This window comes from Enterocloster alcoholdehydrogenati (assembly GCF_013282095.1).
Lineage (GTDB): Bacteria > Bacillota > Clostridia > Lachnospirales > Lachnospiraceae > Enterocloster > Enterocloster alcoholdehydrogenati.
In genome coordinates this window covers 1-12682 of record NZ_BLTJ01000019.1, presented here as the reverse complement: position 1 = coordinate 12682, position 12682 = coordinate 1, and the positions used below count along the sequence as shown (strand labels likewise).

The following is a 12682-nucleotide window of genomic DNA, read 5'->3' as shown; positions in this document are numbered from 1 at the left end:
CCATCGAGCAGAGTTTTACACCTAATTGGGGATAAAACAGCTCATGGCGGGCGGCGGCATCATCCTTTTGGGAACTACGCTGATCCCCCTGTTGTCTGGCTTATTCTAAGGAGGGCTTATGGATTTTCTCACCGACTGGCTCACGAACTGGCTGAAAGAGCTGTTGATCAGCGGCATCATGGGGAACCTCGAAGGGCTCTTTGATACCGTCAATGCCAAAGTCGGAGAGATTGCGGTACAGGTAGGGACTACCCCGGCGGACTGGAACGCCGGGGTTTTCTCCCTTATCCGCCAGCTTTCCGAAACGGTAATCCTGCCGATTGCCGGATTGGTGCTGACCTTTGTTGCCACCTACGAGCTGATACAGATGCTTTTGGAAAAGAACAATATGCACGAGTTTGATGTGGCGAATATCTACAAATGGGTATTCAAGACCGCTTGTGCCATCCTCATTCTTTCCAACACCTTTGATATTGTCATGGCGGTGTTCGATGTGTCGCAGAGCGTGATTGCGGATGCGGCGGGGCTCATCCAAGGCTCCACTGACATTACGCCGGATATGCTGGCGGAGCTGGAAACCACGCTGGAGGGCATGGACTTGGGGCCGCTCCTTGGCCTGTGGCTCCAGTCCTCTGTGATCGGGCTGACCATGCAGATCATGGGGATTATCATTTTCGTTCTGGTGTACGGAAGAATGATTGAAATATATTTAATGACCAGTCTGGCCCCTCTCCCCGTTGCCACGCTTTCCAACCGGGAGCTGGGCGGCACAGGGCAGAACTACCTAAAATCCCTGTTCGCCGTGGGCTTTCAAGGGATGCTCATACTGGTCTGTGTTGCGATCTATGCGGTGCTCATCCAGGGCATCGCCACAGGCGGCGATCCGATTGGAGCGATATGGGGAACCGTAGGCTATACGGTTCTTCTGTGCTTCATGCTGTTTAAGACAGGCGGCATCGCCCAGCGCATCTTCGGGGCGCATTAAACGGACGGACTTCGGGACAATTTGTCCCGAGGTCGGGAAAGGAGGAAACAATTTTGGATAAGGATGTCATATTAACCCCGGAACAGATCGCCGCCGAGGAGCGGCGCTGGCTGTTCGATGCGCCGATTGCGGAGCTGGCCGAGGTAAAAGGCGTGACGGTGGACGAGGCGGTTAAGCTGCGGACGGACGCAATTTTGCAGGAGGCCGCTGTTCCCATCGAAGTCACGGTTCGCCCGATTGAGCCCCAGGGCAAGCTCATCGGCTTTGCCAGCGTCAACTATGGCGGTGTAGTGATTGACGATTTCAAGGTGGTGGATGGTAAGAACGGGATTTTCCTCGGGGCTCCCAGCAAACCCGATCCCACCAGCAGGACGGGCTACCGCTCCACGGTGCGGATCAATGACCGGGCCACCCAGGAGCGGCTCAATGCGGCGGGAGCCCAGGCATACCATTCAGCGGTGGAAAAGCTCATCGCCCGGGCCGAGGCAGTCCGCCCCACCCCGATCAAGGAGCAGATGGCACAGGCCGCAAGGGAGGCCGGGAAGGAAAATGCCGCCCGAACCGCCCCGGCAAAAAAGAAGGAGGCCCGGGATGACAGGTGATGTGACCTCGAGACAAATTGTCCCGAAGTCTCCAGCCTGCCCGGAGGGGCTGTTTTTGATGGACGGGATTGAAGGGCTGCGCTCTTTGCCGAGGCACTCGGTTGATATGCTCCTTACCGATCCGCCCTATGGCACTACCCGGAACTTTTGGGATGTGCCGCTCCCGCTCCCGGAGCTGTGGGAGGCGGTCAAGTGGGTGTCAAGCCGGATGGCGCAGTGCTGTTTTTCGCACAATGCCCCTATGATAAGGTGCTGGGGGCATCCAACCTCTCTATGCTCCGCTATGAATGGGTGTGGTACAAAAGCAGGTGTACTGGCTTTCTCAACGCAAGGCGGGCTCCCCTAAAGCGGACAGAAAACATTCTGGTGTTTTATCAAAAATTGCCCTATTACGATCCGCAGTTTGAACAGGGCAAGCCCTATAAGAAAATTTCCCGGACAGGGGACAACAGCCCCAACTATGGAAAATTCCTGCGTTCCAGCAGTGGATCAGAGGATGGCCTTCGTTTCCCCGGAAACCTGCTGGCCTTTTCTTCCGTACAGCGCACCGTCCACCCTACGCAGAAGCCCGTGGAGCTGTGCGAATATCTCATTAAGACCTACACCCGGCCCGGGGAGGTGGTGGCAGACATCTGCGCCGGGAGCGGCACAACCGCCGTTGCCGCCCTCAATACGGGCCGCCGCTTTGTATGCTTTGAAACCGCCCCGGCCTTTTACGCCGCCGCCAGTGAGCGCATCCGGCTGGCTGATGAGGCGGTCAAAGCCGGGCAGAAAGGAGTATGATTATCGGAAACTATTCTATCATTTATGCCGATCCCCCTTGGCAGTACCAGCGCAGTAAGGTACAGGGGGCGGCAGAAAACCATTACCCCACAATGGGGATTGACGAGCTGTGTGCGCTCCCGGTGGCTGATCTGGCCGCCCCGGACAGCGCACTTTTTTTGTGGGCGACTTTCCCCCAGCTTCCGGCGGCCCTGCGGCTCATAGAAGCGTGGGGCTTTCGCTATAAGTCCGTGGCCTTTGTCTGGCTGAAAAAGAATAAAAAGGCGGACAGTTGGTTTTATGGCCTTGGCTTCTGGACGAGGGGAAACGCCGAGATCTGCCTGCTGGCTACCAGAGGACATCCCAAACGGCAGGCGGCAAATATCCATCAGTTTATCATTTCCCCGATTGAAGCCCACAGCAAAAAGCCGGACGAGGCCCGGGAAAAGATCGTAGCCCTTATGGGCGACCTGCCCCGGGTGGAGCTCTTTGCCAGACAGTCCCAGCCCGGCTGGGAGGTGTGGGGAAATGAAGTGAAAAGCACGATCCCGGACTTTGGGACAAAGTGTCCCGAGGTTAAAGGGGCCGGAAAGGAGGCTGATCCATGCCCTATGTGAATGTACCCAACGACCTGTCAAAAGTAAAAACCAAAATGGCCCTAAACCTTACCAAGCGCCAGCTCATCTGTTTTGGCTGTGCGGCGGCGGTAGGCATCCCGTCCTATCTGCTGGCCCGGGGCTCTATCGGCAATACCGGGGCCATGTTCCTTATGCTGGCCGTGATGCTCCCGGCGTTTCTTCTGGCCATGTATGAAAAAGACGGGCTTCCGGCGGAAAAGGTGCTGAAAAACATCATACGGGCCCGGTTTCTGCGTCCCGGAGTCAGGCCCTATCAGACACAAAACATTTACGCCCCCTTTGCCGGGCGGGGCGCTGTGAGAAAGGAGGATGCGATTGCGAAAGGCAAATCCAACCAGCGGAAGAAAAACCGCAAAGGCTAAAAACCGGGCGGCCCTGTCCGCCCAGCAGACGATCCCCTATGTGGCGATGCACACGGACGGGGTATGCAAGCTCCCCGGCGGGCTCTACACAAAGACAGTAGAATATGAGGACATCAATTATTCCGTGGCATCCACCGAGGATCAGACTGCAATCTTTGGCGGCTGGAGCTCATTCCTCAACTACTTTGACAGCTCCCTGCCGTTCCAGCTTTCCTTTATCAACCGCCGCTCCCACTCCCGGAGCCGCTATAAGGTAAACATTCCCCAGGCGGATGATGATTTTAACAGCGTCCGGGAGGAATTTACCGGGATGCTGAAAAATCAGATCGCCCGGTCTAACAACGGGATTGAACGCTCCAAGTACATTACTTTCGGCATCCCAGCCGGAGGGATCGTGGAGGCCCGGCCCCGTCTGGAGCGTGTGGAGGCCGATGTGATGGGCAACTTTAAGCGGCTGGGCGTTCCCTGTGAACCGATGGACGGGCGGGCAAGGCTGGCCCTGCTTCACAGCCAGATGCATCCGGGCAACCGGGAACCGTTCCGCTTTTCATGGAAGGACATCCCGCAGACGGGGCTCGGCACCAAGGACTATATCGCCCCGGACAGCTTTGACTTCCGGCACTCCCGCCTGTTCCGGGTGGGCCAGTATTGGGGCGCTGTTTCCTACTTGCAGATTTTAGCGTCTGAGCTCTCGGATAAACTGCTGGCAGAAATTCTGGAGCTGGATGCGGAAATGACCGTAACCCTCCATATCCAGACGGTGGATCAGCTAAAGGCTATCAAAACCATCAAGGGAAAAATCTCCGACATCGGGAAAATGAAAGTGGAGGAACAGCGGAAGGCTGTCCGGGCCGGGTACGATCCCGACATTCTCCCGCCCGACCTCATTACCTTTTCCAAGGATGCGGCGGAGCTCCTTGCCGACCTCCAGTCCCGTAACGAAAGGATGTTCCTTTTGACTTTTACGGTAGTCAATATGGCCCCTACCCGCCAGCGGCTGGAAAATGATGTGTTTACCGTGGGCGGCATCGCACAGAAATACAACTGCGCCCTCAAGCGGCTGGACTGGCAACAGGAGCAGGGCTTTGTGTCCTCGCTGGCCCTCGGCTACAACGAAGTGGAGATCCAGCGTGGTATGACAACCAGCTCCACGGCAATTTTCATCCCCTTTATGACAAGGGAGCTGCGGATGGACGGGCAGGCCCTCTACTATGGCATGAACGCCCTTTCCCACAATGTCATTATGGCTGACCGCAAAAAGCTGAAGTCGGCCAACGGAATGTACCTCGGCTCTACGGGCTCGGGAAAATCCTTTGCGGCAAAGCGGGAACTGCTCAATGTCTTTCTGACCATTCCCCAGGATCGGATTATCATTGTTGATCCGATGGGCGAATATGCCCCGCTGGTTCGCAGGCTGGGCGGACAGGTGATCGAGATTGCCCCGGACAGCCCCCACCACCTAAACCCGATGGATGTGGAGCTCAACATGGCCGCCGGGGAGAGCCCTCTTTCCATGAAGGCGGATTTCCTGCTTTCCCTGTGCGAGCTGGTGGTAGGCGGAAAGGAAGGCTTACAGCCCATCGAAAAGACAGTTGTTGACCGCTGTGTGCGGCTGGTGTACCGGGAACAGGCCCTTGGGCTTGATACGGGAAAAACCCCGCTTTTGCAGGACTTGTACGAGGAGCTTTTGAAACAGCCGGAGCCCGAGGCCCGGCGTGTGGCAACTGCCCTTGAGCTCTACTGCACCGGCTCCCTCAACCTGTTTAACCATCCCACGAATGTGAAAACCGACAGCCGGGTGGTGTGTATCGTGCTGAAAAACATGGGAGAAAACCTCCGCAAGATCGCCATGCACATCACAAATGAATTTGTGTCCCAGGCGGTAGATACCAACTTCCGGGAGGGTGTGGCGACATGGTGCTATTTCGATGAGTTCCATGTCCTGCTCCGTGATCCGCTGACCGCCAGCTATTTTGTGGCGGTGTGGAAAATGCTGAGAAAGAAAGGCTGCGTTCCCAGCGCCCTCACGCAGAATGTGAAAGACCTTCTGGCCAGCCGGGAGATCGAGAACATTCTGGATAACACCGACTTTATGATTTTGCTCTCGCAGGCGCAGAGTGACCGGGCGATTTTGGCAAGACAGCTTGGTATTTCCGAGCACCAGCTTTCCTACATTACCCACTCTAATTCCGGCGAGGGCCTGCTGTTTTACGGGAATGTGACCATCCCGTTTGTGGATCGGTTCCCGAAGGGGGAAATCTATGACCTCTTAACCACCCGACCGGAGGATATGAAGAATGAAGCGAAAACCGAATAAACCACGCCCGGAGGCCCAAACGCATACCGAACCCGGAAACGGGGCTGCCGAGCCCGAGGGCTCTGCTTTTGGGGCTGGCTCTGAACAGGAGCCCGGGGCGGCTGGCACTTCGGGACAAAGTGTCCCAAAGTCAAAATTCCGGCAGAAAAGCCAGCAGGAACAGGCGGCGGCATCCAAGCTCCGCATGGAAAAGCGGGGCAAAAAACGGGAGGCCGCCAGGGAAAAACTGGCAAAGCAGAAGCCGCCCAAACAAAAAGGCCCGATCCGTAAGGCGGCGGGGGCCGCCGGATGGGGCGTTCACGGCTTTGTGCATGGCAAGCTCTACGAGGTGGAGCAGGAAAATGTAGGAACCGAAGGAGCCCACCGCTCGGAGCTTGCCGGGGAGGTTGTCCTGCGGCATGGCTCCCGGTTTGTAAAGCGCAAAGTCCGGGAGCATCCGACAAGGGCGGCCAGCCGGGCTGAGGCCAGGTATCAGAAAGCGGCGGCGGATTATCATTTCCACACCGCCGCACAGGAGCACCCGGAACTTTCCCAAAACTATTTTACACGGTACTGGCAGAAACAGCGGCTTAGAAGGCAATACCAGAAGCGGGCGAAGGAGGCCGCAAAACAGGGAACCAAAGCCGCCGGAAAAACAGCCGCCGCCACGGAAAAGCTGACAGCCCGGGCCGCCGGGTTTGTGAAGCACCATCCAGTCGGATGCCTGCTGGCACTGGCCTGTGTCTTTGTGATCGTCCTGCTCCAGTCCTGTTCGTCCTCGCTGGTGTCCATCGGCAACGCTGGAGCCGGGGCGCTGGGAGCCACCACTTACCCCTCTGAGGATGAGACGATTTTAGGGGCGGAGGCGGCTTATGCCGGGCTGGAGACAGAACTGCAAACCTACCTTGATACTTACGAAAGCACCCACGATTATGACGAATACCACTTCGATCTGGACGAGATTGAACACGATCCCTATGTGCTCATTTCCCTGCTGTCGGCGCTCCATGAGGGGGAATGGACGCTTTCACAGGTGGAGAGCTCCCTGCAAATGCTCTTTGACCGCCAGTATATTCTGACGGAGCGTGTGGAGGTGGAGACACGCTATGACAGCGACGATGAACCCTATTCGTGGTACATCTGCTATGTGACGCTGGAAAACAAAAACCTGTCCCACCTGCCTGTTTCTCTGTTGAGCGAAGAACAGATGTCCCGGTACTCCATCTATATGTCCACCCTCGGCAACCGTCCCGACCTGTTCCCGGAGTCCGGGTATGTGGACAAATACACCAAGCCGCCTGTGGATTATGAGGTGCCGGGGGAATATCTGGACGATGAAACATTCGCCGCTATTTTCTCGGAGGCAGAGAAATACATCGGCTATCCCTATGTGTGGGGCGGCTCCAGCCCGTCTACATCTTTTGACTGCTCCGGCTATGTGTCATGGGTGATCAATCATTCCGGCTGGAATGTGGGCCGCCTTGGGGCGCAGGGGCTTTACAACATCTGCACCCCGACCAGCTCCCCAAGGCCCGGCGACCTTGTGTTTTTCAAGGGAACCTATGATACCCCGGGCGTGAGCCACTGTGGGATTTATGTAGGCGATGGGAGGATGCTCCACTGTGGCGACCCCATCGGATACGCAAACTTAAATACAAGCTACTGGCAGTCTCATTTTTACGCCTACGGGCGTTTACCATGATTGGAGGTCATTTATGGCAACAGCAAAAAGCATGAAAATCCAGGCCGAGATTGATAAGGTCAAGGCCAAAATCAGCGAACAGCAGGCCCGGCTCAAGGAGCTGGAGCAGAAAAAGCTGGAGGTGGAAAACAGCGAGATTGTGGACATCGTGCGTGGCATGAGCATCCCCCTTGCGGAGCTGCCCCTGTTGTTTGAAAAGCTGAAAGGCGGCGGAGCTTTGGGACAAAGTGTCCCGAAGTCCACACATGGGGCCCCCGCAAAGTCGGATGACTTTGTGGGGAGAGGAGACACAACGGAGCGGGCGGATTTCGGCGGCAACGCCGACGAAGGAGCTCAAGCGGAGTTTGTGCAGACGAAGGAAAAGGAGGAAAACTGAATATGAAACGGTTTCGAGTTTTGACAGCGGCGCTTTGTGCCGCTGTTTTGTTATGCGGTTTTAGCGTTCCCGCCTATGCCTACGCAGGCGGCGAGGGCGAGGACTATGGCGATCCCACAATGGAACCCCCGGCCCCGGAGCCGACTATTACGCCGGGCGAGGGCTTTTCTGAGGAAGGAAACCTTGTAACCCGTGATCTGCTCTATGACGAGCACACCAACAAGCAGTTTATTACCGTCCAGACCAGCGGCGGCAATACCTTTTACATTGTCATTGATTATGACAAGCCTGTGGACGAGGAAGGCGAACAGTATGAAACCTACTTTTTCAGCGTTGTGGATGAGGGGGATCTGCTGGCCGCAGCCGAGGCCGCTGGCGTGGAACAGGCGGTCTGCTCCTGTCCGGAGAAATGTGCGGCGGGGGCTGTCAATACTGACTGCCCGGTATGCTCTGTCAATATGGGGAAATGCGTAGGCGCAGAGCCGGAGCCCGAGCCTGCCCCGGAGCCTGAGCCCGAACCCGAGAACCCGGGCAACGCCGGGATGCTCCTTTTGGTGCTGGCTGTCATGGGCATCGGCGGCGGGGCCGCATGGTATTTCAAGATTTACCGTCCGAAACACCAGCAGGCTGACCAGCCCGAGGAGGACGATGGCGGGGAGTACCCGGACGATGACGAGTTTGAAGATGACGGCCCCCCGTGGGCCGAGGAGGACGAAGCCGAAGAAAAGGAGGAAATCAGATGAATTTTACCAGCAGTCCCTTTGAACGAATGATGAAAGAAAAACCCCGTCCCCAGGCTCCGGCTGTGAGAAAGCCGCCCCGGGGCTCGGCCTGCTACGGCTGTTCTTACTGGCGGGGCATCGGATGCGTGTCCTGCTACAAGGAGCTTTTGAAGACCCCGGCTGGCGGGAGGTGATGGATTGTCCCGTGAACTGACACACAAGGAAAAAACAGCGATCCGCTCTCTTGTGGTAACATGGTGCGCCAACTATGACCGGGAATACGGATGCCTGCCGCTGGACAGCGACTGCTATATGCTGGGTAAATGCTGGACGGGATCATACTGCCGCTATTTCCGGGAGTCCGTCCTACCCCTTGATCCGGCGATGGAAGCGTCCCTTATGAACGAGGGACCAAGGCCGGATTTTAAGGTCTGCCCTGTCTGCGGCGGGGCCGTTGCCCCCGACAGGCGGCAGGCGTACTGTTCGGCGGCCTGTGCGAAGAAAGCCCACCGCCGCCAGCAACGGGAATATATGCGGAAAAAGCGGGGTGCATCTGTTGACAATTAAGCCCCCAAAAAACCGCTTGTAGCAAGGTTTTTTCGGGCCGTTTCCGGGGTGGGCCGTATGTTTCTATGTCCTGCCCCGGTTTGGCTCAAATGCTGTCAACATCTATACTGCGGAGCTTTGGGACAATTTGTCCCGAAGTCCTCGCTTTCTGGAAGGAGGTACTATGGACAAAAATCAAGGCTATTCCATTTTGAAGGCTGTGATGCTGGAAAATGGCAGGGGCTTTGCGCTGGGGCATCATCCCACAGCCCCATCCCCCTATGTCACATGGGCCTGTTACGATGATAAGGACGGCCAGCGGCAGTATGAATGGGGGCATTACGGCAATGATCTGTCCGCTATGGAACAGGATTTTTCAGACCGGGTAAAGGACTACCAACGGCTTTACCATGTGGAGATCGTGCAGACCGAGGCCCCCGGCCTTTACAAGTATTATTCTACCCAGCGGCCAGTGGACATCGGGACATTCCCAAAACCGCCCCACAATGCCCCGGATGAGATCGTCAACTATGACCGCCGCATCCCGGTGGAGGGCGGCGCATTTCTGGCATGGGGGCATCTGACTTATACGAGGCCGCTGACCGAAAAGGAGGCGTCCGACTATGAGCTCCGTCCTGCCCCCGTTATTTCTGAATTATCCCAGAAAAGTGAGGACAGGCCCCTTTCGATTGCCCGGCAGATGAAGGAGGCCGGGGCTCTGGCCGAGGCCAGCCGGGGCGATCCTGTTCATAAGAAAAAGGCCCCCGACCGGGGCGACCGATAGGAGGATTTGTATGGAAGAAAGATATAACCCGATGAAAAGTGCAGAGATCGCCACCGAGCACAATTACAATATGCTGGATGGTGTTCTCAATAACCAGGCCCCGCCCCCGGAGGAAAAGGAACTGGATAAGGTTAAGGAACCGCCCCACAAGCGCCGGAGCCGGGAACGGGAGGAACGATGACAAAGAAACGCCACCGCCCGATCCATCTCCATGTGATGGTGTCCGAGGAGGAGCAGGCCCTTATTCAACAGCGCATGGCCGAGGCGGGCATCCGCAATATGGGGGCCTATATGCGGAAAATGGCCCTCAATGGCTATGTGCTCCATGTTGACCTCTCGCCCGTCCGGGAGCTGGTATCGCTCCAGCGACGGTGCTCAAACAACCTCAATCAAGTGGCAATCCAAGCCAACACCTACGGCGGGATTTATCCCGAGGAGATCGCCGCTCTGCAACGGGACTATGCCGCCCTGTGGGGGCCGCTGTCCGAGCTGCTGAAAAAGCTCTCCGCATTGGTGGAGCTGTGAAATGACGGAGGAGCAATCTGCCCCTCCGTCTATTGTTATGAAGTAGAATAGTTGAACTGAATTAAAACATTCGGATGAGAATTTCCTTGATCTTTTCATATGGAACTCCACCGTACTCCAAAACCAGTACATAGATAAAACACTTCATCAACTGAAATGTAATTTTCTCCGTTTTAGAAATAGGTGGAATTGAGCCGTGTGCAGTGCTGTTGCGATAATCTGCATATGCCTGTGCAAAATCAGTATCTTTATCAACGCCCTCAATGCGAACATATTTTTCAATTAAAGGGGTAATTTCATTTACATACCTGTTCATGCAGAACTGAAATTTTTCTCTAATTGTGGTATCTGTATGACTAACCAGGCTACGAAAACTCTTAAAGGCTGCATTGGTCTTGTTATTTATTGAAACTCCAGATGCCAATATAGCATCATCAATGGTTTTAAGCAGAAGATCTTTAGTGATCTTGAACTTCTCATCGGTTTCGTATTTGAAATCTGGGTATCTTCGATTAAATTCACCCTCAAAGCTAATCGCTGTTATCAGCCATTTCGCACTGTCAAAATACCGGGCATCCTTGCCATCTAAAGGGATAAAAAAAGGATTGTAACAGTCTTGCTCTCTGCGTTCTGCTATGATGGAAAAAACATTAGGGAGACATTCACCTGGAAGATCATTATATGAAATACTTCGGCGGTTATCTGCAGAATACTGACTACAGTCGTGTTGACAAAACTGGGCTGTACCGAACTTAGCATATTTCTCGTTTTCTACTTTTCCATAAAGGTCCACATTATCTATTGGAACATCAGCTCTGAAATTAACAAACACCAAAAAGTCATGCACATAAAGATAGTATTGAGCTAATTTTGTAATAGATTTTGGTTCAGAAAATTTCATTGAAAGAGTAGTATTAACAGAACCAATGCTGCTATCTTCAGGCTTTAATGTAACGGAGGAACGAAAGGCCAAAGTACAGTCGATATGTTCTCCATTTATTATACATGAAAAATTCCGGGATGTATCCTCATAGTTTTTGAATGTTAATCCTCGAGCACCAAAACGGACCTCATCATGATCTATTCCAATCGCTCGGCGCGGAGAATAAAAGCCATTAAGTGCAGATGAGGAAAATTCAATTCGATCATAACAGTCTGCTGAAGAATTAGACAGGATATATCCTTTGCACACTAATTGCAGATTACTGCTAATTTGTGCAAGGGAGCCGCCGACAATATCACAGTCTAAAAAGAATATATATTTATTGTTGTGAGTGACACCTTTAAGATAATTGAAATGATAAACATCAGCAAAATCACTATTAAATTCATATGGAGTTTGTGTAATGGTGATTATATAATCGACAAAGAAAAATGGATACACTTTGTCATCAAGTTGAAATTTTCCATAGATAATATTGTTAGCCATAATACTTAACCTCCCTTGCATAATTTATTTTTAGTATATCATGTCACATAAACCACCGCAAGCTGAGGTGGCTGGTCTGGCAAGCTGGACAGTCTCAACTACTCGTTAAAGAGTTTTATCACAGGATAACGCTTTGTGACAATTTGTCCCGAAGTCCCCTGCGGCGGCTGGACAGACAGCCGCCGTTTTCTTTTGGAAGGAGGTGTGCTCACGGCTACAACTTATATCCGGCCCTACAAGGTGGCGGCTGGGAAAGGCGCTGTCCAGACAATGGAGGAACGCTTTGACTATGGGCTTAATCCGAAAAAGCTGGGAGCCCTGTCCTCATACCTCTGCGATCCGGCCACGGCTCCCGCTGAGTTTCTGCTGGTAAAGAGCCAGTACCAGGCGGAAACAGGCCGGGCCGTAGAGCGTGGAGCTCTGTTCTTTCAGATCCGGCAGGCGTTTCCGCCCGGCGAAGTGACAGCGGAGGAGGCCAACCAGATCGGCTATGAAACGGCCATGCGCTGGACGAAGGGAAAGTATCAGTTTTTTGTCTGCACCCACACAGACAAGGGCCACCTCCACAATCACATTTATTTTAATTCAACGGCTTTTGACTGCTCCCGGAAGTTCCATAATTTTATCGGCTCCAGCTTTGCCCTGCGGCGTCTCTCTGACCGGGTGTGTATTGAGCATGACCTCTCCGTGATCCAAAATCCAAAACAGCACAGCAAGGGCCGGTATCTCCATTATGGTCAGTGGATTGGGGAAAAGCCGCCATCTGCAAAACAGCGGGTGCGGCTGGCCATCGTGGAGGCTCTGCAAAAACAGCCCGCCGATTTTTCGGCGTTTCTGAGGCTCATGGAGGAGTCCGGCTTTCTGGTAAAGCATGGCCGTGGCGGTGTGATCTCCTTTCTTGCTCCCGGACAGGATAAGCCCACCCGCCTGCGGGCATCCACTCTCGGGGATGG

Annotated in this window: 15 protein-coding genes and 2 pseudogenes; 16 read left to right on the top strand and 1 reads right to left on the bottom strand. The window is 54.3% G+C overall.

The window, feature by feature from the left end; genetic code table 11:
* Positions 1-28 precede the first annotated feature (28 nt).
* From HW447_RS16500 to HW447_RS16430, 15 genes and pseudogenes are all read left to right on the top strand, one after another.
* Positions 29-109: pseudogene (locus HW447_RS16500) on the top strand (Maff2 family mobile element protein); the annotation flags it as partial.
* 9 nt (positions 110-118) lie between these two features.
* Positions 119-985: a VirB6/TrbL-like conjugal transfer protein, CD1112 family gene (locus tag HW447_RS16495; RefSeq protein ID WP_176256159.1), complete on the top strand. Its 867-nt coding sequence runs from the start codon at positions 119-121 to the stop codon at positions 983-985.
* Between the two features lie 152 nt (positions 986-1137).
* Entirely contained in the window at positions 1138-1587 is a 450-nt protein-coding gene (locus HW447_RS16490) for a septation protein SpoVG family protein (protein WP_235389181.1), read from the top strand.
* Positions 1588-1779: 192 nt separating this feature from the next.
* Positions 1780-2370, top strand: a complete 591-nt coding sequence (locus HW447_RS16485) for a site-specific DNA-methyltransferase (RefSeq protein ID WP_330589244.1) — start codon at positions 1780-1782, stop codon at positions 2368-2370.
* Entirely contained in the window at positions 2367-2966 is a 600-nt protein-coding gene (locus HW447_RS16480) for an MT-A70 family methyltransferase (RefSeq protein WP_176256158.1), read from the top strand. Before HW447_RS16485 ends, HW447_RS16480 begins: the two co-directional genes overlap by 4 nt.
* The gene (locus HW447_RS16475) at positions 2954-3349 is read left to right on the top strand and encodes a PrgI family protein (protein WP_015560022.1); all 396 of its coding nucleotides are present in this window, start codon (positions 2954-2956) and stop codon (positions 3347-3349) included. Before HW447_RS16480 ends, HW447_RS16475 begins: the two co-directional genes overlap by 13 nt.
* Positions 3297-5666 (top strand): VirB4-like conjugal transfer ATPase, CD1110 family, encoded by a 2370-nt coding sequence (locus tag HW447_RS16470; RefSeq protein WP_176256157.1) that lies wholly within the window; start codon positions 3297-3299, stop codon positions 5664-5666. The genes HW447_RS16475 and HW447_RS16470 overlap by 53 nt, the downstream gene beginning before the upstream one ends.
* Positions 5647-7347 carry a C40 family peptidase gene (locus HW447_RS16465; RefSeq protein ID WP_176256156.1) on the top strand — a complete coding sequence of 567 codons (1701 nt, stop codon included), beginning with the start codon at positions 5647-5649 and terminating at the stop codon, positions 7345-7347. The genes HW447_RS16470 and HW447_RS16465 overlap by 20 nt, the downstream gene beginning before the upstream one ends.
* A gap of 13 nt (positions 7348-7360) precedes the next feature.
* Positions 7361-7588: pseudogene (locus HW447_RS16460) on the top strand (DUF4315 family protein); the annotation flags it as partial.
* Between the two features lie 137 nt (positions 7589-7725).
* Complete coding sequence (locus tag HW447_RS16455; RefSeq protein ID WP_176256155.1) at positions 7726-8466, top strand: DUF4366 domain-containing protein; 741 nt, start codon at positions 7726-7728, stop codon at positions 8464-8466.
* Complete coding sequence (locus tag HW447_RS16450) at positions 8463-8639, top strand: hypothetical protein (RefSeq protein WP_176256154.1); 177 nt, start codon at positions 8463-8465, stop codon at positions 8637-8639. The genes HW447_RS16455 and HW447_RS16450 overlap by 4 nt, the downstream gene beginning before the upstream one ends.
* Before the next feature lie 4 nt (positions 8640-8643).
* On the top strand, positions 8644-9012 hold the full coding sequence (locus HW447_RS16445; RefSeq protein WP_176256153.1) for a cysteine-rich VLP domain-containing protein: 369 nt from the start codon (positions 8644-8646) through the stop codon (positions 9010-9012).
* A gap of 163 nt (positions 9013-9175) precedes the next feature.
* On the top strand, positions 9176-9775 hold the full coding sequence (locus HW447_RS16440; RefSeq protein ID WP_176256152.1) for a defense against restriction DarA-related protein: 600 nt from the start codon (positions 9176-9178) through the stop codon (positions 9773-9775).
* Between the two features lie 10 nt (positions 9776-9785).
* Complete coding sequence (locus HW447_RS16435; protein ID WP_005933602.1) at positions 9786-9956, top strand: DUF4316 domain-containing protein; 171 nt, start codon at positions 9786-9788, stop codon at positions 9954-9956.
* Positions 9953-10300 carry a plasmid mobilization protein gene (locus HW447_RS16430; RefSeq protein WP_176256151.1) on the top strand — a complete coding sequence of 116 codons (348 nt, stop codon included), beginning with the start codon at positions 9953-9955 and terminating at the stop codon, positions 10298-10300. The genes HW447_RS16435 and HW447_RS16430 overlap by 4 nt, the downstream gene beginning before the upstream one ends.
* 61 nt (positions 10301-10361) lie before the next feature.
* Here the strand turns inward: HW447_RS16430 and HW447_RS16425 are convergent, their stop codons facing one another.
* Positions 10362-11729, bottom strand: coding sequence for an ApeA N-terminal domain 1-containing protein (locus HW447_RS16425; RefSeq protein WP_176256150.1), 1368 nt, complete (start codon positions 11727-11729; stop codon positions 10362-10364).
* A gap of 270 nt (positions 11730-11999) precedes the next feature.
* Between HW447_RS16425 and HW447_RS16420 the strand changes: the two genes are divergently transcribed.
* A partial coding sequence (locus tag HW447_RS16420) for a relaxase/mobilization nuclease domain-containing protein (RefSeq protein ID WP_176256173.1) occupies positions 12000-12682 on the top strand: 683 nt, incomplete at its 3' end.